This window comes from Serratia sp. 3ACOL1, assembly GCF_003668775.1.
In the GTDB taxonomy this organism is placed as follows: Bacteria; Pseudomonadota; Gammaproteobacteria; order Enterobacterales; family Enterobacteriaceae; genus Chania; species Chania fonticola.
On sequence record NZ_CP033055.1, the window covers coordinates 3,361,036 to 3,384,791 of the forward strand.

General features: G+C 51.7%; 20 protein-coding genes, 1 tRNA gene and 1 pseudogene. 6 read left to right on the forward strand and 16 right to left on the reverse strand.

Annotated features, from left to right (window positions below; translation table 11 throughout):
* The first annotated feature begins 191 nt into the window (after positions 1 to 191).
* The 3 genes from aspT (at position 192) to cfa (ending at position 4,917) form a co-directional block, all read left to right on the forward strand.
* Entirely contained in the window at positions 192 to 1,877 is a 1,686-nt protein-coding gene (gene aspT, locus D9980_RS15135; protein WP_121607744.1) for an aspartate-alanine antiporter, read from the forward strand.
* Positions 1,878 to 1,896: 19 nt separating this feature from the next.
* Complete coding sequence (locus tag D9980_RS15140; RefSeq protein WP_121607745.1) at positions 1,897 to 3,510, forward strand: bifunctional aspartate transaminase/aspartate 4-decarboxylase; 1,614 nt, start codon at positions 1,897 to 1,899, stop codon at positions 3,508 to 3,510.
* A gap of 258 nt (positions 3,511 to 3,768) precedes the next feature.
* On the forward strand, positions 3,769 to 4,917 hold the full coding sequence (gene cfa, locus D9980_RS15145; protein ID WP_121607746.1) for a cyclopropane fatty acyl phospholipid synthase: 1,149 nt from the start codon (positions 3,769 to 3,771) through the stop codon (positions 4,915 to 4,917).
* A 372-nt stretch (positions 4,918 to 5,289) separates the two neighbouring features.
* Here the strand turns inward: cfa and D9980_RS15150 are convergent, their stop codons facing one another.
* From D9980_RS15150 to xerD, 7 genes and pseudogenes are all read right to left on the reverse strand, one after another.
* Positions 5,290 to 6,057: a DUF1275 family protein gene (locus tag D9980_RS15150; RefSeq protein ID WP_121607747.1), complete on the reverse strand. Its 768-nt coding sequence runs from the start codon at positions 6,055 to 6,057 to the stop codon at positions 5,290 to 5,292.
* 577 nt (positions 6,058 to 6,634) lie between these two features.
* Positions 6,635 to 6,708: transfer RNA gene (locus tag D9980_RS15155), tRNA-Gly, on the reverse strand.
* A gap of 157 nt (positions 6,709 to 6,865) precedes the next feature.
* Positions 6,866 to 8,383 carry a lysine--tRNA ligase gene (gene lysS / locus D9980_RS15160; protein ID WP_021806189.1) on the reverse strand — a complete coding sequence of 506 codons (1,518 nt, stop codon included), beginning with the start codon at positions 8,381 to 8,383 and terminating at the stop codon, positions 6,866 to 6,868.
* Positions 8,384 to 8,392: 9 nt separating this feature from the next.
* A protein-coding gene (gene prfB / locus D9980_RS15165) for a peptide chain release factor 2 (protein WP_098929871.1) occupies positions 8,393 to 9,491 on the reverse strand; the annotation gives its coding sequence in 2 pieces (ribosomal slippage) (positions 8,393 to 9,415 and positions 9,417 to 9,491; 1,098 coding nt in all).
* Between the two features lie 184 nt (positions 9,492 to 9,675).
* Positions 9,676 to 11,408: pseudogene (gene recJ, locus D9980_RS15170) on the reverse strand (single-stranded-DNA-specific exonuclease RecJ).
* Between the two features lie 6 nt (positions 11,409 to 11,414).
* The gene (gene dsbC / locus D9980_RS15175) at positions 11,415 to 12,128 is read right to left on the reverse strand and encodes a bifunctional protein-disulfide isomerase/oxidoreductase DsbC (RefSeq protein ID WP_021179812.1); all 714 of its coding nucleotides are present in this window, start codon (positions 12,126 to 12,128) and stop codon (positions 11,415 to 11,417) included.
* A 27-nt stretch (positions 12,129 to 12,155) separates the two neighbouring features.
* Positions 12,156 to 13,055 (reverse strand): site-specific tyrosine recombinase XerD, encoded by a 900-nt coding sequence (gene xerD / locus D9980_RS15180; protein WP_021179811.1) that lies wholly within the window; start codon positions 13,053 to 13,055, stop codon positions 12,156 to 12,158.
* 93 nt (positions 13,056 to 13,148) lie between these two features.
* On the opposite strand from xerD, the gene fldB reads away from it, so the two are divergent.
* Positions 13,149 to 13,667, forward strand: a complete 519-nt coding sequence (gene fldB / locus D9980_RS15185) for a flavodoxin FldB (protein ID WP_021179810.1) — start codon at positions 13,149 to 13,151, stop codon at positions 13,665 to 13,667.
* Positions 13,668 to 13,751: 84 nt separating this feature from the next.
* Here fldB and creD read toward each other — a convergent pair whose 3' ends face one another.
* The 5 genes from creD to sdhE all read right to left on the reverse strand — a co-directional run bounded on the left by creD (position 13,752) and on the right by sdhE (position 18,023).
* The gene (gene creD, locus D9980_RS15190; RefSeq protein WP_121607748.1) at positions 13,752 to 15,140 is read right to left on the reverse strand and encodes a cell envelope integrity protein CreD; all 1,389 of its coding nucleotides are present in this window, start codon (positions 15,138 to 15,140) and stop codon (positions 13,752 to 13,754) included.
* Positions 15,141 to 15,243: 103 nt separating this feature from the next.
* The gene (gene creC / locus D9980_RS15195; RefSeq protein ID WP_121607749.1) at positions 15,244 to 16,662 is read right to left on the reverse strand and encodes a two-component system sensor histidine kinase CreC; all 1,419 of its coding nucleotides are present in this window, start codon (positions 16,660 to 16,662) and stop codon (positions 15,244 to 15,246) included.
* A complete protein-coding gene (gene creB, locus D9980_RS15200) occupies positions 16,659 to 17,354 on the reverse strand; it encodes a two-component system response regulator CreB (RefSeq protein WP_024486355.1) in 696 nt (231 codons plus the stop codon). Before creB ends, creC begins: the two co-directional genes overlap by 4 nt.
* A complete protein-coding gene (locus D9980_RS15205; RefSeq protein WP_024486356.1) occupies positions 17,354 to 17,776 on the reverse strand; it encodes a protein YgfX in 423 nt (140 codons plus the stop codon). Before D9980_RS15205 ends, creB begins: the two co-directional genes overlap by 1 nt.
* Complete coding sequence (gene sdhE, locus D9980_RS15210; RefSeq protein ID WP_024486357.1) at positions 17,757 to 18,023, reverse strand: FAD assembly factor SdhE; 267 nt, start codon at positions 18,021 to 18,023, stop codon at positions 17,757 to 17,759. The genes D9980_RS15205 and sdhE overlap by 20 nt, the downstream gene beginning before the upstream one ends.
* A 300-nt stretch (positions 18,024 to 18,323) precedes the next feature.
* Here sdhE and ygfZ point away from each other — a divergent pair, with 300 nt between their 5' ends.
* Positions 18,324 to 19,316 carry a tRNA-modifying protein YgfZ gene (gene ygfZ, locus D9980_RS15215; protein ID WP_121609032.1) on the forward strand — a complete coding sequence of 331 codons (993 nt, stop codon included), beginning with the start codon at positions 18,324 to 18,326 and terminating at the stop codon, positions 19,314 to 19,316.
* Positions 19,317 to 19,355: 39 nt separating this feature from the next.
* Here ygfZ and D9980_RS15220 read toward each other — a convergent pair whose 3' ends face one another.
* Both D9980_RS15220 and D9980_RS15225 read right to left on the reverse strand, forming a co-directional pair.
* Entirely contained in the window at positions 19,356 to 19,853 is a 498-nt protein-coding gene (locus D9980_RS15220) for a DUF2165 family protein (RefSeq protein ID WP_021179803.1), read from the reverse strand.
* A gap of 232 nt (positions 19,854 to 20,085) precedes the next feature.
* Positions 20,086 to 20,760 carry a hemolysin III family protein gene (locus D9980_RS15225; RefSeq protein WP_024486360.1) on the reverse strand — a complete coding sequence of 225 codons (675 nt, stop codon included), beginning with the start codon at positions 20,758 to 20,760 and terminating at the stop codon, positions 20,086 to 20,088.
* 236 nt (positions 20,761 to 20,996) lie between these two features.
* Between D9980_RS15225 and D9980_RS15230 the strand changes: the two genes are divergently transcribed.
* Positions 20,997 to 21,605 carry an HD family hydrolase gene (locus D9980_RS15230; protein WP_121607750.1) on the forward strand — a complete coding sequence of 203 codons (609 nt, stop codon included), beginning with the start codon at positions 20,997 to 20,999 and terminating at the stop codon, positions 21,603 to 21,605.
* A 300-nt stretch (positions 21,606 to 21,905) separates the two neighbouring features.
* Here D9980_RS15230 and D9980_RS15235 read toward each other — a convergent pair whose 3' ends face one another.
* Positions 21,906 to 22,652 carry an SDR family oxidoreductase gene (locus tag D9980_RS15235; protein ID WP_121607751.1) on the reverse strand — a complete coding sequence of 249 codons (747 nt, stop codon included), beginning with the start codon at positions 22,650 to 22,652 and terminating at the stop codon, positions 21,906 to 21,908.
* Positions 22,653 to 22,671: 19 nt separating this feature from the next.
* Positions 22,672 to 23,637, reverse strand: a complete 966-nt coding sequence (locus D9980_RS15240; RefSeq protein WP_121607752.1) for a zinc-binding alcohol dehydrogenase family protein — start codon at positions 23,635 to 23,637, stop codon at positions 22,672 to 22,674.
* Positions 23,638 to 23,756: the final 119 nt, after the last annotated feature.

Genomic DNA, 23,756 nt, shown 5'->3' on the forward strand with positions numbered 1-23,756 from the left:
AGTTTTAAATTGATCTGGATCATGATTATTCGAACGGCGCGAGCAATATAATCCGGCCTCTAAAGCGCAGAGCAACCATGACGTTGCAGGGCGTTAAGAAACCTTATTAGTTTGGCTTCAGACTATTTATCCATTTTTTCTGGATAGAGGTTGGCTGTCTGATTTTTATCCTTCAAGAGGAATTGTACGCCGTGATTTTAATACACTCCATCTTCCAATTGAGCCCTGAGATAGCGTTGTTTATTGCGCTTGCTCTGGGCACATGGATTGGAAAGTTCAAATTTGGTAAGTTTCAATTAGGTGGCGTTGCCGGTGCCTTGGTTATTTCAGTAATCCTAAGCCAGTTTGGCGTGACTATTGATGACGGCATCAAAGGAGTCTTGTTCGCGCTGTTTATTTATGCGGTTGGTTTTGAGAGCGGCCCGCAATTTTTCAGTTCATTGGGCCTAAAATCGATTAAAGAGATCGTGCTCGCGGTGGTTTTAGCCGTCAGCGGTTTAGCGACTGTCGTTATCTTGGCAAGAGTATTCGATCTAGACAAAGGTACCGCTGCGGGCATCGCCGCAGGCGCTCTCACTCAGTCAGCTATTATTGGTACCGCCAGTTCTGCTATAGAAAAACTAGGCTTGTCTCCTGATATATCACAACACCTACAGTCAAATGTAGCTATTGGCTATGCAGTAACCTATATCTTTGGCTCGCTTGGCGCCATCATTATCTGTGTCAACATACTCCCATGGTTTATGCGCCGTGGGCTACGTGAGGACGCCATCAAAGCCGAGGCGGCCCTGTTGAATGGGCAAAAAAAATACGAACCGGGTGAAACTCCTGCGCTTCCCGATCTGGTAGGTCGCGTCTTCAAAGTTGCCTATGCTGCCGGTAAAACCGTGGCACAAATTGAAGACTCGGCATCGGCAGGGAAAATCACCGTTGAAAGAGTCAAGCGCCGTGGTGATATCATTGGCTTAAGCTCCGATCTGATTCTGGAGCGGGACGATATCCTGTTAATTGTGGGTAGACGAGCCGGCATGGTTCATCTCGATGAGCTGGTTGGGCCTGAAACCACAGATAATGACGGAATGGAGATGGTAGTTGTCACTCGCGACATCATCATTTCTAATAAAATTTATGCCAATAAAACCATCTCGCAACTACAGACTACCAGTAAGGCTCTGCGGCATGGCATTTACTTCTTAAGCCTCTCCAGAGGGCAGCATGCGATCCCTCTGTCCAGCTCCACGACCATTAAGGCTGGTGATGTTGTTACCGTCTATGGGCTTAATGAAGATATTTTACGACTCGCCCAGGAAATTGGCCCTGTCATTGCCGTCAGTGAGAAAACCGACTTCATTTATCATGGCATCGGTGTTGCCGTTGGCTTATTAATTGGGTTGGCCGTGGTTCATATCGGTTCGATCCCGCTAACCCTCGGTGCAGGTGGCGGTGCTCTGTTTTCTGGTTTGATTTTTGGTTGGTATCGTTCCCGTCATATGGTGATGGGGAATATGCCGACAGCAGCATCTGGCCTATTGAAAGACCTAGGGCTCGCCGGATTTGTCGCCGTCGTTGGCCTGCAGTCTGGCCAACAAGCCATACACACTATCGCACAGAGTGGCGTCTCAATATTCTTTATTGGTGTAGTAGTGACCATTGTACCTTTAATCATAACGATGTTGGTCGGAAAATATATTTTACGTTATGACAATACCGCTATTTTTGCCGGTGCTTTATCGGGTACGCGAAGTGCAAATCCAGCCTTTGGTGAAATATTGGTTAAAGCAGGAAATTCAGTACCTACCGTTCCATTCGCAATCACCTATGCTCTTGCTAATGTATTCCTGACATTATTAGGCCCATTAATTGTTGCACTTGTTTAAATATAACTGAGGTTTTATTATGACTGACTTAAAAAAACTCGCTCAACTTAGTCCATTTGAACTCAAAGATGAGCTGATCCAGCATGCTTCAAGCGACAAAAACCATACTATGTTAAATGCGGGCCGTGGTAACCCTAACTTTTTAGCTACGCTGCCACGCCGTGCTTTCTTTCAACTTGGTTTATTTGCTACCAGCGAATCTGAGCTATCTTATTCGTATATGAAGCAAGACATTGGCGGCATTCCTGATGGTGAAGGAATGATGGACCGTTTTGAACGCTTTACTAATGAAAACGCTCACCTGCCAGAGGTTAACTTCCTGCATAGTACGTTAAGCTATGTGAAAGATCAGCTCGGCTTATCCGCACAAGGTTATCTCCAGGAATTGGTAGAAGGTATCCTTGGCTGTAATTACCCAGTACCTTCGCGTATGTTAAAAATCAGCGAACAAATTGTTCGTCATTATTTACTGCGCGAAATGTCAGGAAGCGATGCTTCAACTGATGATATTGAAGTTTTTGCCGTTGAAGGTGGCACTGCTGCCATGGCGTATATCTTCGATTCACTCAAAGAAAATAACCTGGTCAAAAAGGGTGACAAAGTTGCCATTGGCATGCCTGTCTTTACCCCCTATATTGAAATTCCAGAACTTGATGAGTATGGTCTTGAAATTGTACAGATTAACTCTGATGCAGAGAATAACTGGCAGTACAGTGACGCAGAGCTTGAGAAACTGAAAGATCCTGCGATTAAAGTTTTCTTCTGTGTTAACCCAAGCAACCCTGCTTCGGTTAAACTGGATGACCGCTGTTTAAATAAAATCAAGAGCATTGTTGATAATGACCGTAAGGATCTTATCATTCTTACCGACGATGTTTACGGCACCTTTGCCGACAACTTTAAATCCCTGTTTGCAGTTTGCCCGCACAATACGATTTTGGTCTATTCATTCTCAAAATACTTTGGTGCTACCGGGTGGCGCCTGGGTACCATTGCGATCCATAAAGACAATGTCCTGGATGAGAAACTGAAAAACTTACCTTCAGAAATGAAGGAGCAGTTAAATCGCCGCTACACCTCGATAATTACCAATGTAGCAGATCTGCACTTTATCGACCGGCTGGTCGCCGATAGCCGTGCGGTCGCGTTAAACCACACTGCAGGCCTCTCTCTACCACAGCAAATTCAAATGGTGATGTTCTCACTGTTTGCACTGATGGATGAAAACGATCTCTACAAAAGTGTACTGAAGAAAGTTATCCGTAAGCGTCAATGTACACTTTATCGTGAACTTGGCGTATCGGTTCCGCAAGATCCGTACTCTGTTGACTATTACACCTTGCTGGATTTAGAAACCATCGCCACCGAGCTATTTGATGCCGACTTTGCTCTGTGGTTACGTACAAACTTCTCTCATAATGAACTGTTTTTCCGCATCGCGTCGGAAACCGGGATTGTGCTTTTACCGGGTAAAGGCTTTGGTAGTCAACATCCTTCAGGCCGGGTTTCATTGGCAAATCTTAACGAATATCAATACGCTGAGATTGGTCGTTTACTGAAGAAAATGGCTAGCGAATACTACCTTTTATATAAAAAATCTGACGAAGTAACAGACAAAAAATACGAGCATTAATAATATACTACTTAGTTATAATATTTATCGGGGGCTCTATTATTTGAGCCCCCTTCCTCCCATATAATAAAGTCAGGGCATGATATCACATCTTATATTGTCAACAGACATTGCTGAGAATATCCCCTTGTAAAAATATCTTATCCGTTATCCAGTATTTACACTGGCGATATATTCATCATTTTAATAAAATTAACTCACAAATATTGAGTAAAGTTCATAAAGTGACACTATTCACCTTCTATTGGGATAAATATTATGAGTATTGCAGATTCCGACACTCGCCACAATGAAGCTAATCCATGGAATGAAATTTGCCGTTCATTACTCACTGAAGCAGATATCATAATCAACGGCCACAGACCTTTTGATATTCAAGTTCACAACCAGAATTTTTTTAAACGAGTTCTGAAAGAAGGATCATTAGGTCTCGGTGAAAGCTACATGGATGGGTGGTGGGATTGCGAGCAACTGGATGAGTTCATTAATCGCATTATGAAAGCAGACCTGAGGAATGCGCTTGTTAGCAACTTTAAAGATGTAATACGTATAATGTCAGCAAAATTATTCAATCTTCAATCAAAAAAACGTGCCTGGATTGTGGGTAAAGAACATTATGACCTCGGAAATGATTTATTTGACTTAATGCTAGACCCGTGGATGCAATACTCCTGTGGTTACTGGCATACATCTGACGATCTTTTTCAGGCACAGGAAGATAAGTTAAGACTCATCTGCGAAAAACTGCAACTGGCAAAAGGTATGACCTTGCTAGATATTGGCTGTGGATGGGGAGGTCTGGCAGAATATGCAGCAAAAAATTATGGTGTAAAGGTTACTGGCATTACCATTTCTGAAGAACAAAAAAAATCAGCTGAAGAACGCTGTAAGTTGCAGGATGTTGAGATAATGCTTAAGGATTATCGCGACCTAGACATGCAATTTGATCGTATTGTATCGGTAGGCATGTTTGAACACGTGGGGCCTAAAAATTATAATGACTACTTCAATGTCGTAAATAAAAACCTTAAACCTCAAGGTATCTTTCTGCTACACACCATTGGGTCTAATGAGTCGAGTAACAACGTAGACCCATGGATTAATAAATATATATTCCCAAATGGATGTCTGCCTTCAATATTACAGATTTCTAACGCGAGCGAATCAAAGTTTGTACTTGAAGATTTACATAATTTTGGTACTGATTACGATAAGACCCTAATGGCCTGGCATCAACGCTTTGAGTTATTCTGGCCTGAGATAGAAGAAAAATACTCTGAACGTTTTTATCGTATGTTCAGCTATTATTTAAAGTCTTGCGCGGGAGCTTTCAGGTCCAGAAACATTCAACTATGGCAGTTCGTATTTACCCGTGGTATTGATGGTGGACTGCGCGTCACACGCTAATTACTATAGTTATTAATAACTATAAATACACTTGATTATTTAAACAGCTCTTAACAACATTACATGTATAGCTTAACTCACTTGAGTAAAAATTGATATTTACGGAGGGTAAATATACATAAACCCAACCTGGCTGTGTCCCTCAATTGCATATTAGCGCCAATGATTGTCAATTGATGAGCACAGCCGAGTTATCAATTCAACTAGCGCCAGGTGGCCGAAATGGCGATGAATTGAGCATTATACAAAATGATGTATAACGGCGTGAAAATTTACCTGATGAAGTATCTAATAGGGAAATTATCTATCAAAGACCGATTCATCCAAAAAAATATTCAGATAAGAAACTCACTTCATATTATCTTCAGTTAGCTACTCTTTGATAACATCATCTCTTAGGGATGTCTTGTGAGCCCTCCAGGTTTTAAATGTAATAAAAATCAGCACTAATAGCATTAGCCCTAGACTGTAAAATCCAAATGCATCGCTCAATTTGGCAATAATAAAAGCACCAATCGAGAAGTGAAGAAGAACCATAAGATAGTGAGTCCCTTCATCTAAAGAGGCTTTACGATCGCTTTGCGAATGTTCTTTATTAAAATAAGCTACGATTTTTGTTACCATGAGTATGTAAACAGTGGTTACTACAGATGTCGTTGTTGGATGGTTTGTACCTCCGCTTTTTATTAAAAAGTTTTGAATGTACATAAAGATAAGACCATTAATAACCAAAGGAATAACGACTGGAGTAGGTTCTGCTCCTATAGCACCAGAAGTGAGCATCCTCTGCCCTAGAATGATAAATGACCCTAACAAAAAGCAGTTTATTGTGAGGGCAATCGCATAACAATGCCATGGTGTTTTCATTTTTAATCGTTGGAATTTTATAATCATAATTTGATGAACCGCAGCTATCAACATCCATATAACAATTATCAAAATATGATAAATTGATATGAAATCGAACTTCCCGTTGGCTAGCGTATTAATACCAAAGATTAGGTTTGAAGTCATAAAACCGATGAGGGCTTTGTATAGATAGATGAAGCTAATTATTTCAACGCCACCTCCAATAAAGCTCATCGCATAATGAATCTCGTGGTTCATTGAACGGTAGATTAACGAGTGTATCTTTTTCATGCCCAGCCTATATGCTTAATAAAGATCTATTATTTTCTCATGCCAGTATATACGTTTATATTTTATTTTTAACATGATCCATATCAATGATAAAGTAGATCGTTAATTAACGCATTAATTTAAATAAATTAAGACACCCCATCGCACATTGAATAAATTAGTGTATACCTTTTGTAACATATTTATTCATTACTCATAAACTTACTCATATTCTTACTTTATAAATTTAGTACTTTCATATTTTCGCTTGACTGGCACAATAGTGGCGAATTAGATATCATGAATTTTTCGGTTGTGGAGCATATTTGCTGAGTACCTATGCTCTACATTTTGGATATAGCTAATCCCTGAGGGGGGTTGTTTTAGGCTGATGATCCTATCCGCAACGTGCTCTGAGCCACGGTTTGGTTCAAGAAATGCCACGATGCAGCAACGATTGAGAGCCCTGTTGAGGCAATTCAAGATAGTTTTATATGACGTATGCCTAGCCGGTTTACGCAATATCGTTATGCGCAACAAGCTATGTGATGACTATGAAGTAGAGTAAGGGAACCGTTGAGTTCAGAAGACTTGAGTTTGGAGCGGGTGAAGGGAATCGAACCCTCGTATGCAGCTTGGGAAGCTGCCGTTCTACCATTGAACTACACCCGCTTAGGTGTGCGACTGGCATTATAACCGGTTATGCGCGCCGGGCAAGCGAAGATAACGCATAACTGCCGATGTTTTAAGCGGTTAGCAACAACCGGTTCTCTTCGGGCGAAAAAAAACCGGCACAGTCGCCTGTACCGGCTTAATCACTCAGCAAACGTTACTTGCTCGGGCGCATGGCCGGGAACAGGATCACGTCGCGGATGGTGTGGCTGTTGGTCAACAGCATTACCATACGGTCGATACCGATGCCCAGACCCGCGGTTGGCGGCAAGCCGTGTTCCAGTGCGGTGACGTAATCTTCGTCGTAGAACATCGCTTCGTCGTCACCAGCATCTTTCGCGCTAACCTGATCGGCAAAACGCTGCGCCTGATCTTCTGCATCATTCAGCTCCGAGAAGCCGTTACCGATTTCACGCCCGCCGATGAAGAATTCGAAACGGTCGGTGATTTCCGGGTTCTCGTCGTTACGACGTGCCAGCGGAGAAACCTCTGCCGGGTACTCGGTGATGAAGGTTGGCTGGATCAGATGGCTTTCTGCGGTCTCTTCGAAGATCTCGGTAACCACGCGACCCAGACCCCAGCTCTTCTCTACCTTGATGCCGATTGATTCGGCAATCGCTACCGCGCTAGCCATCTCGTTCAGATCGTCGAGGTTGGTTTCCGGGCGGTATTTCTTGATCGCTTCGCGCATGGTCAGCTTTTCAAACGGCTTGCCGAAGTCGAACACCTCATCACCATAAGGCACCTTGACGTCACCCAACACGTCCTGCGCCAGCGTACGGAACAGCGACTCGGTCAGCTCAATCAGGTCTTTGTAATCCGCATACGCCATATAGAGTTCCATCATGGTGAACTCTGGGTTATGACGCGGGGAAACACCTTCGTTACGGAAGTTACGGTTGATCTCGAACACGCGCTCGAAGCCACCTACCACCAGGCGCTTCAGATACAGCTCTGGCGCGATACGCAGGTACATGTCGATGTCCAACGCGTTGTGGTGAGTCACGAACGGACGAGCAGACGCACCGCCAGGGATCACCTGCATCATCGGGGTTTCGACTTCCATAAAGCCTCGACCCACCATGAAGTTACGGATCGCCGCCATCACCTGCGAACGGATCTTGAAGGTGTTACGGGATTCTTCGTTGGCGATCAGATCCAGATAACGCTGGCGATAACGGGTTTCCTGATCGGCCAGGCCGTGGAACTTGTCTGGCAACGGACGCAGTGCTTTGGTCAGCAGACGCAGCTCGGTGCAGTGGATAGACAGTTCGCCAGTTTTGGTCTTGAACAGCTTACCGCGCGCGCCGAGGATATCGCCCAGATCCCATTTCTTGAACTGCTCGTTGTAAACGCCTTCAGGCAGATCGTCGCGTGCGACGTAGAGCTGAATGCGGCCACCCACGTCCTGCAGCGTCACGAAGGAGGCTTTACCCATGATACGGCGGGTCATCATACGGCCAGCCACGGTCACTTCGATACCCAGTGATTCCAGCTCTTCGTTTTCTTTGCTGCCGTATTCGGCATGCAGCTTGTCGGAGGTGGTATCACGACGGAAGTCGTTCGGGAACGCAATGCCGTTCTCGCGCAGCGCGGCCAGTTTTTCACGGCGTGACTGCAGCTCGTTGTTGAGATCCAACGCCTGTTCGGCGCCTTGTGCTTGTTGCTCAGACATTTCTGTTCCTCATAACCCGGCTTTCAAACTTGCCTCAATGAATTTATCCAGGTCGCCATCCAGTACGGCCTGCGTATTACGTGTTTCGACGTTGGTGCGCAAATCCTTGATGCGGGAGTCATCCAGCACGTAAGAACGGATTTGGCTGCCCCAGCCGATATCGGACTTGTTGTCTTCCAGCATTTGCTTGTCAGCATTTTTCTTTTGCATCTCGTATTCATACAGCTTGGCGCGTAGCTGTTTGAATGCCTGATCCTTGTTCTTATGCTGAGAGCGATCGTTCTGGCACTGCACCACAATGTTGGTTGGCAAGTGGGTAATACGCACCGCCGACTCGGTTTTGTTAACGTGCTGACCACCGGCACCGGAGGCGCGGTAAACGTCAATGCGCAGATCGGCCGGGTTGATTTCGATATCGATATCGTCATCCACTTCCGGATAGATAAATACGGAACTGAAAGAGGTATGGCGACGGCCGCCGGAATCGAATGGGCTCTTGCGTACCAGGCGATGCACGCCGGTTTCAGTACGTAACCAGCCAAACGCGTAGTCGCCGATAATCTTGATGGTTGCCGATTTCAGGCCCGCGACGTCGCCGTCGGACTCTTCAATCACTTCCGTTTTAAAGCCTTTGGATTCCGCCCAACGCAGGTACATGCGCAGCAGCATGCTGGCCCAGTCCTGCGCTTCGGTGCCGCCGGAGCCTGCCTGGATATCCAGATAGCAGTCCGCGCTGTCGTATTCACCAGAGAACATACGACGGAATTCTAATTGTTCCAGCTTGGCGCTCAGTTGATCGAGCTCAACTACGGTCTCGTTGAAGGTGTCTTCGTCTTCCGCCTCAACCGCCAGTTCCAGCAGGCCAGTGACGTCTTCACAGCCCTGTTCCAACTGATCGATGGTTTCGACAATGGCTTCCAGCGACGAGCGCTCTTTGCCTAATGCCTGTGCGCGTTCAGGTTCGTTCCAAACGTCCGGCTGTTCCAGCTCGGCGTTAACTTCTTCTAAGCGTTCTTTCTTGGCATCATAGTCAAAGATACCCCCTGAGAACGGCTGTCCGCTCGGACACATCCTGAATGCGGTTTTTTACCGGATTAATTTCAAACATGATTTTTTGCGTTCTTACGTTGATGTCGTCGATGGCGAAATGCCATTGGAACCGGTAATTCTAGCGGATCCAGCGGCCAGTTTATAGCGAGTTGGTCAGTTTTTGTGGGGGATCGGCGATCGGATGCAGGAATCAACATGTGGCACGTTAAGTCCCCCCTCCCTTTGGGAGAGGGGCCAGCAGGTTAACGCGGCCAGAGGTGTTGGATTAGCAACTGCACGTTACGGTTGCCACGGAACTCATTCACGTCCAGTTTGTACGCCAGTTCCACTTCTTTGATGCTGCTGTCCGGCCACTGTGTGGTGTCGATGTTGAAGGCAATGCCGTCCAACAATGGGCCGCCACCGAGCGGTTCGATCATCAGCTTCAGGTGTTTCTCGCCCACCAGCCGCTGTTGCAGGATACGGAACTTGCCGTCAAAGGTTGGCTCAGGAAACGCCTGCCCCCACGGCCCGCCCTCACGCAGAAGCTCTGCGGTGGTCAGGGTCAGTTCCTGCATCATCAGTTCGCCATCCGACCAGATCACGCCTTCCAGCATCGCCGGATCGAGCCATTCGCCGACCAGCTCGCCAAAACGCTGGCGGAACTCGTCAAACTTGGCCTCTTCCAGCGACAAGCCCGCCGCCATCGCATGGCCGCCGAACTTCATCATCAGCCCAGGATTCAGGGTATCGAGCCGCTCCAGCGCATCACGCATATGCAACCCGGCCACCGAGCGGCCAGAGCCTTTCAGAATGCCGTCGCCCGCAGGGGCAAAGGCGATCACCGGGCGATGGAAACGCTCTTTAATGCGCGAAGCCAGAATACCCACCACGCCCTGATGCCATTCTGGGTGATACATCGCTAACCCGTAAGGCAGTTCAGTGGTAGTGCGTTCCAGTTGATCGCACAGCTCCAGCGCCTCCACCTGCATCCCCTGCTCAATCTCACGCCGGGTCTGGTTGAGCGCGTCGAGATCGTTGGCCAGCATACGCGCCTGGGCAATATCGTCGCTCAACAGCATGGCTACGCCGATCGACATATCGTCCAGCCGCCCTGCCGCGTTCAGCCGTGGCCCAAGGGCAAAGCCGAGATCGCTGGCCGCCAATTGCCGCGCATCGCGGTTGGCCACTTCCAGCAGAGCGCGAATACCTGGCCGACACTTGCCAGCCCGGATGCGGTTCAGCCCCTGATACACCAGAATACGGTTGTTGGCATCCAGCGGCACCACGTCCGCCACCGTGCCCAGCGCCACCAGATCCAGCAATTCGGCCAGATTAGGCATAGCCAGCGCACGCTGTTCAAACCAGCCACTTTCACGCAGCTTGGCCCGCAAAGCCAGCATCAGATAAAAGGCAACACCGACACCAGCCAGGGATTTGGAGGGAAAATCGCAGTCACGCAGGTTCGGGTTAACGATCGCCTCTGCCGCAGGCAAAGTATCCCCCGGCAGATGGTGATCGGTGACCAGCACCTGTATTCCCAAGCCGTGCGCAACGTCAACGCCCGCATGCGAGGAAATACCGTTATCGACCGTGACGATCAGCTCAGCACCCCGAGCCGCCGCCTGCTCCACCACTTCGGGACTCAGGCCATAACCATCTTCAAAACGGTTGGGTACCAGATATTCGATGGAGCTACAGCCCATGCTGCGCAAGGCCAGCACCGTCAGTGCGGTACTGGTGGCGCCGTCGGCATCAAAGTCGCCCACCACCATGATGCGGCGGCCATCGGCCAGTGCCTGCTGCAATATCGCTACCGCAGCATCGATACCGCTCAACTGTTGCCAAGGCAACATGCCCTTGACGCTACGCTCCAGCTCCTGCTCGCCCTTAACTCCGCGCAACGCGTATAAGCGGCGCAACAGGGGGGCAGGCTGGCGGGTAAATGGCTGGCATCTGCCGCCTCGCGGCGGCGTAATTGGGTTTTAATACTCACCGTGACTTATTTCGTGGCTGCGGAGGCTGCATGCGCATCCAACATCGCGGCCATCTCTTTCGGCCCTTGGTAGCCAGGGACAACCATGCCGTTTTTCAGCACGATAGCCGGGGTGCCGTTGATACCAAACTGTACGCCCAGCGCATAATGCTGGCTGATATCGGTTTTGCAGGTTGCCGGAGACACCGCGTCGCCCTTCATGGCAGCATCGAAGGCTTTAGCCCGGTCTGCGGTACACCAGATGGAACGCATATCTTTCTCTGCCTGAGATTCCAGCCCCTGACGCGGGAACGCCAGATAGCGCACGGTGATCCCCAGATCGTTGTACTCTTTCATCTGCTCGTGCAGCTTGTGGCAATAGCCACAGGTGATATCGGTAAACACGGTGATCACGTGTTTCTCTTTCGGCGCTTTGTAGACGATCATCTGATCTTTCAGCGCTTCCAGACGGGTCATCAACAGCTGGTTAGTCACGTTGACCGGCTCACCGCCGCTGACGTCATACAGTGGCCCTTGCAACACGTGTTTACCATCTTCCGTCACATACAGCGTGCCGCCTTCGGTCAATACGGTTTTCAAACCGGCGACCGGCGAGGGTTGCACGTCTGCCTGCTTAATGCCCAGGCTACCTAGTGCTTTCTGAATGGCTGCATCGTCAGCATGGGCCGCACCAGTAACCGAAGCCACCAGCAGGGAGAGCAGCATTAAACCTTTTTTCATTCTTCCAATCCTTTCGATCCCTGCGCGTCAGGCGCGCGGGTGATGCTGTTGATGTAGCTGTTTCAATCTTTCAGTGGCTACATGAGTATAAATTTGTGTGGTTGAGAGGTCGCTATGCCCCAATAACATCTGTACGACACGAAGATCGGCCCCATGGTTCAGTAAGTGGGTGGCGAAAGCGTGGCGCAGCACATGCGGAGACAGCCGTTCGCTGTCGATTCCCGCTAGGATCGCATAGTGTTTAATCCGATGCCAGAACGTCTGGCGGGTCATTTGCTGGCTGCGGTTGCTGGGGAACAGCACATCCAGCGTCTGGCCGTTCAGCATCCAGGGCCTGCCGTGTTCCAGATAATTTTCGATCCAGTACACCGCTTCTTCACCCAACGGCACCAGGCGCTCTTTGTTGCCTTTACCGATCACCCGCACCACGCCCTGGCGCAGGCTGACATCGCTGATGGTCAACCCCACCAGTTCCGACACGCGCAACCCGGTGGCATACAACACCTCGAGCATAGCCTTGTCACGCAGCTCCAACGGTTGATCGACGCAAGGTGCCTGTAGCAAGGCCTCAACCTGGGCTTCGCTCAGATCCTTGGGTAACCGCTGCGGTAATTTGGGCGAGGCCAGCAACGCGGTAGGGTCATCCGCCCGCATTTTTTCACGGTTGAGATATTGGAACAGGCGGCGCATCGCGCTTAACAACCGGGCTGAACTGGTCGCTTTATATCCTCCCTCCACCCGTTCGGCGAGAAAGGCCTGTAAGTCCAACGCTTCGGCCTGTAACAGGCTGCGGTTGTTGAGAGCCAACCAACCGGCCAGCGCCTGTAAATCGAGCCGATAAGAGGCCAGCGTATTCTCTGCCAGATTGCGTTCGATCCACAACGCATCCAGGAATTGCTCAATCAGCGCACTGTCTTGCTGTTGCACGCGGTCCTCTCTTGGTTACGTTTATGCCACAGGCATTATGCCTTAAGGTATACTCGTTGCAATTCTACCTACGGCATTATAAATGGTTTAAACATGAAGATTGGTCTGTTTTACGGCTCCAGCACCTGCTACACCGAGATGGCGGCAGAAAAAATCCGTGAGATTCTGGGTGAAGACCTGGTCGACCTGCACAACCTGAAAGACGTTTCCCCCAAGCTGATGGAAGACTATTCCATCCTGATCCTGGGTATTCCAACCTGGGATTTTGGTGAGCTGCAAGAGGATTGGGAAGCGATCTGGCCGCAACTGACTGAACTAGACCTGAAAGGCAAGATCGTCGCCATGTACGGGATGGGCGATCAGTTGGGTTATGGCGAATGGTTCCTGGATGCGCTGGGGATGTTACACGACCAGCTTGCCCCACAGGGCGTGCAGTTTATCGGTTTCTGGCCGATTGACGGGTTTGAATTTACCAGCCCCAAACCGCTCAGCGCCGACGGCAAACACTTTGTTGGCCTGGCGCTGGATGAAGTGAATCAATACGACCTGAGCGAAGAACGCCTGCAACAGTGGTGTGAACAGATCCTGTTGGAGATGGAACCTCTGCTGTAACGCAACCGGCGCAGCATGCTGCGCCCCTACATCACGAACTCCGAGCTAAATTTGTAGGGGTCGAACATGTTCGACCCGACAATCTTACTTCCACAATCTGAAGCGGCTCTCGCCATTACTGGCTGGCGTCTCAGCGGTTTCTGGTTCGGCAGCGTTGCCCTTCAAGCGAGCCGGGTCGGCCACCTGATACCAGTCCAGCTTACGTGTCAGCAGCATAATGCCCGCCAGAACCCCGAACAGCAGCACCGACCCTAATACCAGCGCGTTATCTTCCGACTGCAACAGCATATACAGAATGCCATACAGCAATAGCAGACTGGCGGCGAACAGCATCCCACGGCGCATCCCGCGCAGTACCGCACTGAGGTAGAAGGCAATCAGTCCACTACAGGCCACGCTTGCCAGCAGGTAGGCTACGTCGAACCCCAGATGTTCCGAGAAAGCCAGCAGGATCAGGTAGAACAGCACCAGAGCCGCCCCCACCAGCAGATACTGGATTGGGTGCACCCGCAGACCGGTCAGGGTTTCGAACAGGAAGAACGCCATAAACGTCAGCCCCAGGAACAGCACCGCATACTTCACCGCCCGCTCGGTCAGTTGATAGTGATCGACCGGTTCGATCAGGCTGGTGGTGAAGGTCGGCAGCTTTTCCTCTTCCATAATGCCGTTGTCATACATGAAGGCGCTATTGATGTTGTTGGCAAACCAGGTGCTGCGCCAGCGGGCAGAGAAGCCTCTATCGGTCACCTTGCGCTCATCCGGCAGGAAGTTGCCCAGGAAGTTCGGGTGCGGCCAGTTGCTTTGCAGCAGCAGTTCGGAACTACGCCCTACCGGCACCAGGGACAAGCTGCTGGTCCCTGCCAGGTTCAGTGTGAAATCCGCCGTCAGCCCTTCTTTCTGCAACGAGGCCAGGGCTAGAGGCGCATGGATCCCCTGAGAAAGCCCGCTGACCAAAGTACCCGGCTCAAACTTGGCCTGCTGTTGAATGCCGTTGAGGGCAGAAATGCTTTTGATACCGCGAGAATCGCTCAATGACACCATCAGGAAGGGTTGGCCAACCGTGATGTTGCTATGCTGCAAATCCTCCAGATCGGGTTGGCCGAATTTCACCTGGAAATCCAGTGGCCCCTGATACACCTGAGTCTGGTAGATACCCAGCTTGCGGATCTCAACGTTTGGCCTGCCATTCACCACCAAGGATTCGGGCAAGACAAAGCGTTGATAGCGGCTGGTCTCTATCTTGATTTCACCTTTTTCATTCTTCTTCTCTTCTCGCAAGGTGTAAGGGATCACGATCACTGGCCCAAGAATACGCTGCGCCCGGCTGGTGCTTTCACTCACTTGCCCCACCACGCTCTGGCGATAGCCGCTGCGTTCCTGTACCACATCCATGAGCATACCCACCGGGATCATCATCAGGATCATCAATCCCAGCAGGGTGGTTATTTTCCAAAACAGTACCGATTTAAACATCGTGGCAGACTCCTTGTAGGTAATGTCGCTACGATAAAGTCGGCAAGTGAAATCAGAATGTGGTTATGTGAAGAGAAGGTGAAGTGCGGGCAATAAGTTGTAATCAGAGAGGTAAAGTGAGGATAGCCTTCGCGCCGGTGGGTTGCAGGTTTTGCAAACGGATGGTGCCACGATGCAGGCGCGCCACTTCCTGCACAAAGTTCAGGCCCAGGCCGCTGCTCTTGGGTTTATCTTCCCGCGCCAGGGAATAGAAGCGTTCAAACACTTTATCCAGCGCATAGTCGGGTATGCCGCTGCCGGTATCGCAAATGGTGATCTGGTAGTGATGCTCTAACCGCTCGCCATCGATACTGACCGAGCCACCTGCTGGGGTGAAATCCAGGGCGTTATCCAGCAGGTTGCTCAGTGCCTGCCCCAGTAAAAAGGCATCCCCGGTCACTGAGGTTTCAGCTAACTCTCCCAGTTTGATCGTGACACCACGCTGCGCGGCCTGTGCTTCTTTACCCGCGACAATCTGCCGGACTAACGGCACCATCGCTACCGCAGCCAATTCCAAACCGGGCCGGCTTTCTAACTGCGCCTGCACCAACAGCTTATCGACCAATTGCTGAATGCGGGCGCTCTGCTGTTCGATGTTGGTCAAAAAGCGTTTCGCCGTCGCGGGAGGCGGTGATTCCTGCAAGAGTTCCGCCGCGCCACGGATCGCCGCCAGCGGGCTTTTCAACTCGTGAGTCAGGGTATGCACATACTGCTCAATATAGGCCTTGCCCTCCAGCTTCATGCGCATGCTTTCCAGCGCTTGCGCCAGTTGGGTCAACTCAACGCTGCCCATGCGTGGTAACGGCACCGCCTCGCCGTGCGCCACTCCGTCGGCATAACGCACCAGACGGTTAATCGAGCGGTTAATCCACCAGACGAAGCCCAGGCCGATCGCCAGCGCAATCCCCAGAAGCACCGCGCCCGCCAGCAAAATACGCCGCTCGCTGCGGCGGATCACCGGAGCCATGGTGCTGTTGGGCTTGCCGACGCTCAACACGCCGATAATCTGCCCTTGCTCTACCACCGGTGCGGCGACATACATCACCGAACTGCTCTCATCTTCGGCAATCGTTCGGGTGCTACGCGCACCGTATTGGCCACGTAATGTCAGATAAACATCGTTCCAGCGGGAGTAATCCTGCCCCAGCGCCTGGCCCGATGAATCGAAAATCACCTTGCCGCGCCCATCGGTAAGATAGACGCGATATTCGTTACGATCTTTGCGGATCCCGGCGATATTGGCCCCGATCGGCCTCTTATTAAGCTGGGCGATAGCCTGTGCTAACTGGCCTTTTGCCGCATCCCCATGTCTCATATCCAGCCGCGCCACCTGCGCCAGCAGGTTGGCAGTATCCACCAGAGTGCCTTCGGTGGCACGCCGTACGCCAGGTTTGACCTCCTGAACGAAAATGCTCAGTACGAAATAGCCCGCCACCGCCACAATCAGGAAATAGCCCAACAGCAGGCGCAGGCCAATCCTCATGGTTGGCGGCTCACGCTATAGCCTAAGCCACGATGGGTATGGATCGGGGGTTCTGCGGCGTCGATCGCCCGCAGTTTGGCCCGCAGCGTTTTGATATGAGTATCGACGGTACGATCCAGGCTCTCTTCCGCCTGGGCCCAAACGATATCCATCAACTGCTGGCGGGAGAACACCCGGCCAGGCGCTTGCAACAGGGTTTTCAACAACAGGAATTCATAGCGGGTCAGCGGCAGCGGCTGTTGGTGGTAGCAGATCGTGGCCCCCTCTTCATCCAGGCTGAAGGCACCAAAATGATAGAGAGTCGGCTGCTGCAAGCGCTGCTGTTTGTGTAAACGCCGCAGGATCGTGCGTACACGAGCGCTAACCTCACGCGGGGAAAAGGGTTTGGCGACATAGTCATCGGCACCGATTTCCAGCCCGATCAGGCGATCGAGCTCGCCGCTACGGGCGGTAAGGAACAGGATCGGTAAATCCGCCGCCTGCGCCAGCAGCCGACGGCAAAGCTCAAAACCGTTGATATCGGGCAGACCGACGTCGAGGATCACCAACGCCGGTAAGCCCTGTTGCAGAGCCTGCAAAGCAGGCTCGCCACGTTCAAACCAACGCACCTGAAAGCCTTCGCTCTCCAGGGTATAAATCAGCGTATCCGCAATGCTGGGCTCGTCTTCTACCAGCCAAAGCAGCGGTTTCATTATACGTCCTCGTCGGTAGCGGATTGTTCAAACAACAACCCCTGACGCAGTTGGCGCCAATCCGCTTTGCTCATGGAATCCGAAGCCAACCACAGCCGATGGCGTTTCTTGCCGTCGATCTGCTGAAGCGACAGTAAAATACCGAACCCAGGCATCCAGGGCTTGTTCACCATCAGCCATTCCTGGCCATGCCACTCAATCCGGCGTTCAGCCAGCAACCGCAGTTCTCCCTGCCTGGATGCAATGCGCTTTTGGCTGCGAATGCACTCAAACACCACCAACGTCAACAGCACCAACCAAATCGGGCCATAGCCTTCCGGCCACGGGGCGATCAGGATCAGCAAAATCAGCAGGCCGTGAGTCAACAACGAGATTAACTGGGTACGCCAGGAAACGCGGACATCACATCGCCACTGGGCCACGGGCTTTATTTCGCGTTTGGATCAGGGACACCATTCTCTGCAGATCTTGATCGTGCGGAGCGCCATGATTCATCAGCCAGTTAAACAAATCGGGGTCGTCACATTCGAGCAAGCGGATGAATACGGCCTTGTCTGCATCACTCAGCGTATCGTATTCATGTTCGAAAAACGGCATGATCGAGATATCCAACTCGCGCATGCCGCGGCGGCAGGCCCAGTGAATACGTGCTTTATTATTAATATCCATGTTGTTATGACTAACCTCTTTTCGGCATGGCTTGCCATGCTCTTGGGCAACCGACACTTGGTATGGCAACGCGCGCGCAATTTAATTCCGTCAGCCAACGATTTGGGTGCAATTGGGTCTCGTTGGCCGTAAGCGCCTAGAGTAACAATTTGACATACTCGCCGGGAAGGGCGTTCACCCAACAAAACGTAAAATGTCAAAAAAAGCGCTGCCTGGTAATAACTGTTTGCAAAGCCAGCCACCTCTTTTACCATGGTAGCAACCCCAACAGGTATGCTAAACATGCAGCAGGAACCGATTATGGCGTTCAATATTCCTTTTCCACCCCGTCAACCTTCCGCCTCTTCCCATCTGCCACTGACGCTGATCTCACTGGAAGATTGGGCCATGGTGCAGTTGAGCGGGCCAGACACGGTAAAATATCTTCAGGGCCAGGTAACGGCTGATATCGACAAACTGGCGGCCGATCAACACGTGCTGTGCGGCCATTGCGATGCCAAAGGCAAAATGTGGAGCAATCTGCGTTTATTCCACCGCGGTGAAGGCTTTGCCTATCTTGAGCGCCGCAGCGTGCTGGAAAGCCAACTGGCGGAAATAAAGAAATACGCGGTGTTCTCTAAAATCACCATCGCGGCAGACAGCGATGCGGTGCTGCTGGGCCTAGCTGGCCTTGAGGCTCGGGCCGCATTGGCGAAGATGTTTAGCACCCTGCCGGATGCAGAACATCAAGTAGTGCAAGACGGCGATACCACCTTGCTGCACTTTGCGCTGCCAGAAGAACGTTTTGTGCTGATTACCACGGCAGAAACCGCCGCTCTGCTAGCTTCCAAGCTGGAAGGTCAGGCTGAACTGAACGACAGCCGTCAATGGCTGGCACTGGATATCGAGGCCGGTTATCCGGTGATTGATGCTGCAAACAGTGCACAGTTGATCCCTCAGGCGACCAATCTACAGGCGCTGGACGGGATCAGCTTCAGTAAAGGCTGCTACACCGGGCAGGAAATGGTAGCTCGTGCCAAGTTCCGGGGAGCCAACAAACGTGCCCTGTACTGGCTGGAAGGTAAAAGCAGTCAGGTTCCACAGGCGGGTGACGATCTGGAGTTGAAGCTGGGTGAAAACTGGCGCCGTACCGGCACCGTATTGGCGGCAAGCTCGCTGGCTAACGGGACACTGTGGGTGCAGGTGGTAATGAATAACGATCTGGAAGCGGACAGCGTGCTGCGCGTACGCGATGATGCCAGCAGCCAGTTAACCATCAAGCCTCTGCCTTACTCACTGGCAGAAGAAAAGTAAATGGTTTGGCCGCAGGCATCGCGCCTGCGGCCAGACGAGTTATTCGTCCAATTCCCCATCACGCGGCACCAGATAAATCAGCACCAGCAAAATAGTGACAAAGAAGCGGAAGGCATCGGGCACCCCGTTCCACTGTTTTGACATCCACATGCCAAACCACTCACCACCAACCGACATAAAGGCCACCTGCCAGGTGAGGAAGCCTAACGTCAACCCTGCGATGGCAAAGGTCTTGGCACGGTTAAAGCTGGCCGCAGGCAATTTCAGGCCGCACAGCAGGCGGATCCCCCCAATCCAACACAAAATAGCAGTGAGGGTTTCCAACGCAATAATGCCGATATACCCCACCTGATGCAGCCATGGCGACTGAATGGAACGATAGGTGATAGTGGCATCAGGGAAGATCGTATCCATCATAAAAACATGGCGTACGAAGGCGAAGTTGGTGTCGTAATCGGTGATATTGCCAAAGGCCACCAGTGAGGCAAATAGCGCGATAGCGCAAACCAGCAGGGCTTTGGATAAACGAACGATCATAGTGAAGAGTCCTGGGTAATGATTAAAGGCACCGGGAGGTGCAAACTACCCCATAGATCTCAAGATGCAGGTCAGCCAGCAGCAAGCGCAGCCAACCCCCTGCGACTTGAAAGCGAGGGGTTTGGCGGGCTCAGAAATAAAGCTAAGGCTTGCTGGATACCCGAAAGAAACAAGCGCCTCTTTTTAACCCAAAAGAAACGCTTTGGCAATATATCGACAACAGATGGGCGGATTATACGTAAAGGTAGATCGCCATGAAGTGGCACACACTGCCGCCGAGCACAAAACCGTGCCATATCGCATGGCCAAAGCGGAAGCGTTTCGAGGCGTAGAAAATCACCCCTAGCGTATACACCACGCCCCCCACCGCCAGTAAAGTGACTCCACCGACGTCCAGGCGCATTGCCAACTGGTAGATCACGATCAGCGATAGCCAGCCCATGGTCAGATAGGTCACCAGCGACAGCACCTCGAAACGGTGCGCAAATGCCAGTTTGAAGATCACGCCGAACAGCGCCAGCCCCCAGATCACCACCATCAGCCCTCGCGCCAACGGTGAGTCCAGCCCCACCAGCAGGAACGGCGTATAGGTTCCGGCGATCAGCAGGTAGATGGCGCAGTGGTCAAATTTTTTCAGCCAGTGCTTGGCTCTTTGATGTGGAATAGCATGGTACAGCGTGGAAGCCAGGAACAGCAGGATCATACTGCCGCCATATAGGCTATAACTGGTAATGGCCGTTACCCCAGCGCCGTCGTTTACCGCCTGAACCAACAGCAGCACCAGGCCGACAATCCCAAACACCAAGCCAATACCGTGGCTAATGCTGTTGGCAATTTCCTCTGCCCATGGATAAGCCGTGGCGGGCAACTGGTCGGCCCCGGCTTTCACTTCGTCCTTTTTCCCCATAACGCGCAACTCCTCAAAACAACGCATATTGTGCGAATTAACCGCAAATGAGATTAACTGAGAACGATTCCAGTGTACACGTGTACGCTAAAATAAAACTGTGAGCGCTTGTAACACCACGCTAACATCGAAATCCTCAGCCCGCTGGGCTACAATCGATATGCTTTGCACCCTATGGATTTCAGTTACGGCTGGAAGACGGCGGGTATCCCATCATTCACCTCGAGGTTCGTACCATGTCATCCGCTGTACCCGCGTTAGACTTTGGCTCCATGACTCAAACCATCCAGTTTCTGATGGAAATCGACAAACTTAAAAGCGTGCAACGCCGTACCAAGGTGATGGGCACCCAACGTCAGGAAAACTCGGCCGAGCACAGTTGGCACTTTGCCATTGCGGCTTTGAGCCTGGCCCCTTATGCCAGCGATGAAGTGGATATTCAGCGCGTGATCCAGATGGCCCTGCTGCACGATATCGTCGAGATCGATGCCGGTGACGTTATGGTTTACGATCTGGCGGCACGGGCGGCGATCCACGATCAGGAAGTGGCGGCGGCAAAACGGCTGTTCGGGATATTACCTGAACCTCAACGCGGGGTTTTCACCGCGCTGTGGCAGGAATATGAAGCAGGCGAAAGCGCCGATGCCCGCTTTGCGCTGGTGCTGGATCGCTGCATGCCAATGCTGATGAACCTGCACAATGGCGGTCAGAGCTGGGTAGAGAATGATATCAGCCTGCAGCAGGTATTGGACCGTAATACGATGATTGCCGATATCAATCCTGAGCTGTGGCACTATTTGGAGCAGCATTTGCAGGATGCACAGCGTAAAGGCTGGCTGAAGTAATGCCCCTCACCCTAACCCTCTCCCACAGGGAGAGGGGACTTAACGTGCTACATATTAGCTTCTGTATTCGTCCCCTAAATCGCCCCGTTAAAGATTAACACCTATACCTGATTACGACTCAGTACTAGCTCCCTCTTTCCCACAGGGAGAGGGGACTTAACGTGCTACATATCAGCTTCTGTATTCGTCCCCTAAATCGCCCCTGTTAAAGATTAACACCTATACCTGATTACGACTCAGTACTAGCTCCCTCTCCCTGTGGGAGAGGGTTGGGGTGAGGGGATACCGCAATTGCCGTGCTTAACGACCGCCAGCGGCTTCGATAAAAGTGCCGGTGACGTAGGACGCCGCATCGGAAAGCAGCCAGGCAACAGCTTGCGCCACTTCCTCTGGCTGACCACCCCGCTGCATTGGCAACGCTGACTTCACCCGATCTACCCGCCCCGGCTCTCCTCCGCTGGCATGCATCTCGGTATAAATACAACCTGGCCTTACACAGTTGACGCGTATCCCCTGTGCCGCCACTTCCAACGCCAGACCGGTAGTCAACGTATCCACAGCCCCTTTTGACGCCGCATAGTCGATATATTCCCACGGGGCCCCCAGACGCGACGCAGCGGAAGACACATTGACGATCGCTCCGCCCTGCCCACCATGGCGTAGAGCCATACGTTTTACCGCTTCGCGGCAGCAGAGAAAATACCCGGTGACGTTGGTCGTCAGCACCTTATTGATCCGCTCGGCGGTGAGTTGCTCAATGCTCGCCTGTTGGAACAGAATGCCCGCGTTATTGACCAGAGCGCCGATTGGCCCCAGCGTGGCCTCCAATTCAGCAAACATCGCCACCATTTCTGCTTCTTCAGCGATATCGGCTTGCAGTGCCTGCGCCTTGCCACCCTGTTGGCGGATTTGCGCCACTACCTGCTCAGCCGCCTCACTATCGCGCAGATAATTGACGCCCACCGCATAGCCTTGTTGGGCTAATAATAATGCCGTCGCGCGGCCTATCCCACGGCTGGCACCGGTCACTAATACTACTTTTGTCATTTCTGTTCCTTAACTGCGCTTAGTCGCGGATGCGGATAACGGAGCGGGTATCGCTTTTCTTGTTGATATCCCACGCTTCGGCAATATCGGCAAAGGCATGTTCCTGGGTATCGACACTGATTTTTCCTTCCGCTGCCAGTGCAAGAATATCGGCCACGATGGTTTTTAATTGCGGGATCGGCGGGAAGTTGCCCGTGCCACTACCCAGGATCTGCAACTGCGTACTGCGCAGCACCGCCGCAGGCAAACTAATGGTAGGCCCAGCCATGGAGCCTACGTTCACCAAGCGGATGCCCAGCCCACCAGCATGAGAGGAAAGATCGTGATTATTGAAGGTCGCCAGCAGTGCCTCCGTAGCGGGCCCCCAGATATAATCCACCACCACGTCATAGCCTTGCGGCCCCGCAGCGGCGGTAAAGGCTTGCTGTAGTTCAATGCCCTCAAGGCTCAGATCCACCGTGGCATCCACTGCTAACGCATCCAGAACGCTCTGCCGCCGTCCAGCCGCGACAATTCGCCCGGCACCAGCCTGACGTGCCGCCGCAACCGCCAGCTTGCCTGAAGTGCCCGTCGCGCCAATGATCAAGACGGTTTCCCCTGGCTGAATATTGGCACGCCAGAACAGCGGCAACCATGCCGCCAGCGCCGGATTGATCAACGCTGCGGCGGTCGCATCATCCAGCGCATCGGGCACTGGAACCGTCCATGACGCAACGGTACGCTCGGCCAATGCGCCGTATGGCTGGCGAAAAGAAGCAAAGTACACCCGCTGCCCATCTGGTGTTCTGCCTACACCATCGGTGCCGGGGACAAACGGCAGATCCTTCGGGCTGGAGTAGTGTTTACCAGCCACAATGGCGCGATCCAACTGTTTGATACCGGCAACCATCACTTCGATAGCCACTTCGCCGTCTAATGGCTGTGGGGCAGCAAAAACGCCTAACTGTGGTGCCTGACCTAACGTATTAACGACTGCCGCTTTCATACCGTTTCCTTGTTCGTTCGGGTGACCCGTTACTCAGTGAACAGCAATCACTGTGGAGCTGCAATAAAAAAGGGACACGGCATCATGCAGTGTCCCTCGATCATCATTTTGGCAGATGG

Coding starts and splice junctions, on each gene's coding strand:
- D9980_RS15140 (WP_121607745.1), top strand. CDS start 1,897: ATGACTGACTTAAAAAAACTCGCTCAACTTAGTCCATTTGAACTCAAA.
- cfa (WP_121607746.1), top strand. CDS start 3,769: ATGAGTATTGCAGATTCCGACACTCGCCACAATGAAGCTAATCCATGG.
- D9980_RS15150 (WP_121607747.1), bottom strand. CDS start 6,057: ATGAAAAAGATACACTCGTTAATCTACCGTTCAATGAACCACGAGATT.
- lysS (WP_021806189.1), bottom strand. CDS start 8,383: ATGTCTGAGCAACAAGCACAAGGCGCCGAACAGGCGTTGGATCTCAAC.
- dsbC (WP_021179812.1), bottom strand. CDS start 12,128: ATGAAAAAAGGTTTAATGCTGCTCTCCCTGCTGGTGGCTTCGGTTACT.
- fldB (WP_021179810.1), top strand. CDS start 13,149: ATGAAGATTGGTCTGTTTTACGGCTCCAGCACCTGCTACACCGAGATG.
- creD (WP_121607748.1), bottom strand. CDS start 15,140: ATGTTTAAATCGGTACTGTTTTGGAAAATAACCACCCTGCTGGGATTG.
- creC (WP_121607749.1), bottom strand. CDS start 16,662: ATGAGGATTGGCCTGCGCCTGCTGTTGGGCTATTTCCTGATTGTGGCG.
- creB (WP_024486355.1), bottom strand. CDS start 17,354: ATGAAACCGCTGCTTTGGCTGGTAGAAGACGAGCCCAGCATTGCGGAT.
- sdhE (WP_024486357.1), bottom strand. CDS start 18,023: ATGGATATTAATAATAAAGCACGTATTCACTGGGCCTGCCGCCGCGGC.
- ygfZ (WP_121609032.1), top strand. CDS start 18,324: ATGGCGTTCAATATTCCTTTTCCACCCCGTCAACCTTCCGCCTCTTCC.
- D9980_RS15220 (WP_021179803.1), bottom strand. CDS start 19,853: ATGATCGTTCGTTTATCCAAAGCCCTGCTGGTTTGCGCTATCGCGCTA.
- D9980_RS15225 (WP_024486360.1), bottom strand. CDS start 20,760: ATGGGGAAAAAGGACGAAGTGAAAGCCGGGGCCGACCAGTTGCCCGCC.
- D9980_RS15230 (WP_121607750.1), top strand. CDS start 20,997: ATGTCATCCGCTGTACCCGCGTTAGACTTTGGCTCCATGACTCAAACC.
- D9980_RS15235 (WP_121607751.1), bottom strand. CDS start 22,652: ATGACAAAAGTAGTATTAGTGACCGGTGCCAGCCGTGGGATAGGCCGC.
- D9980_RS15240 (WP_121607752.1), bottom strand. CDS start 23,637: ATGAAAGCGGCAGTCGTTAATACGTTAGGTCAGGCACCACAGTTAGGC.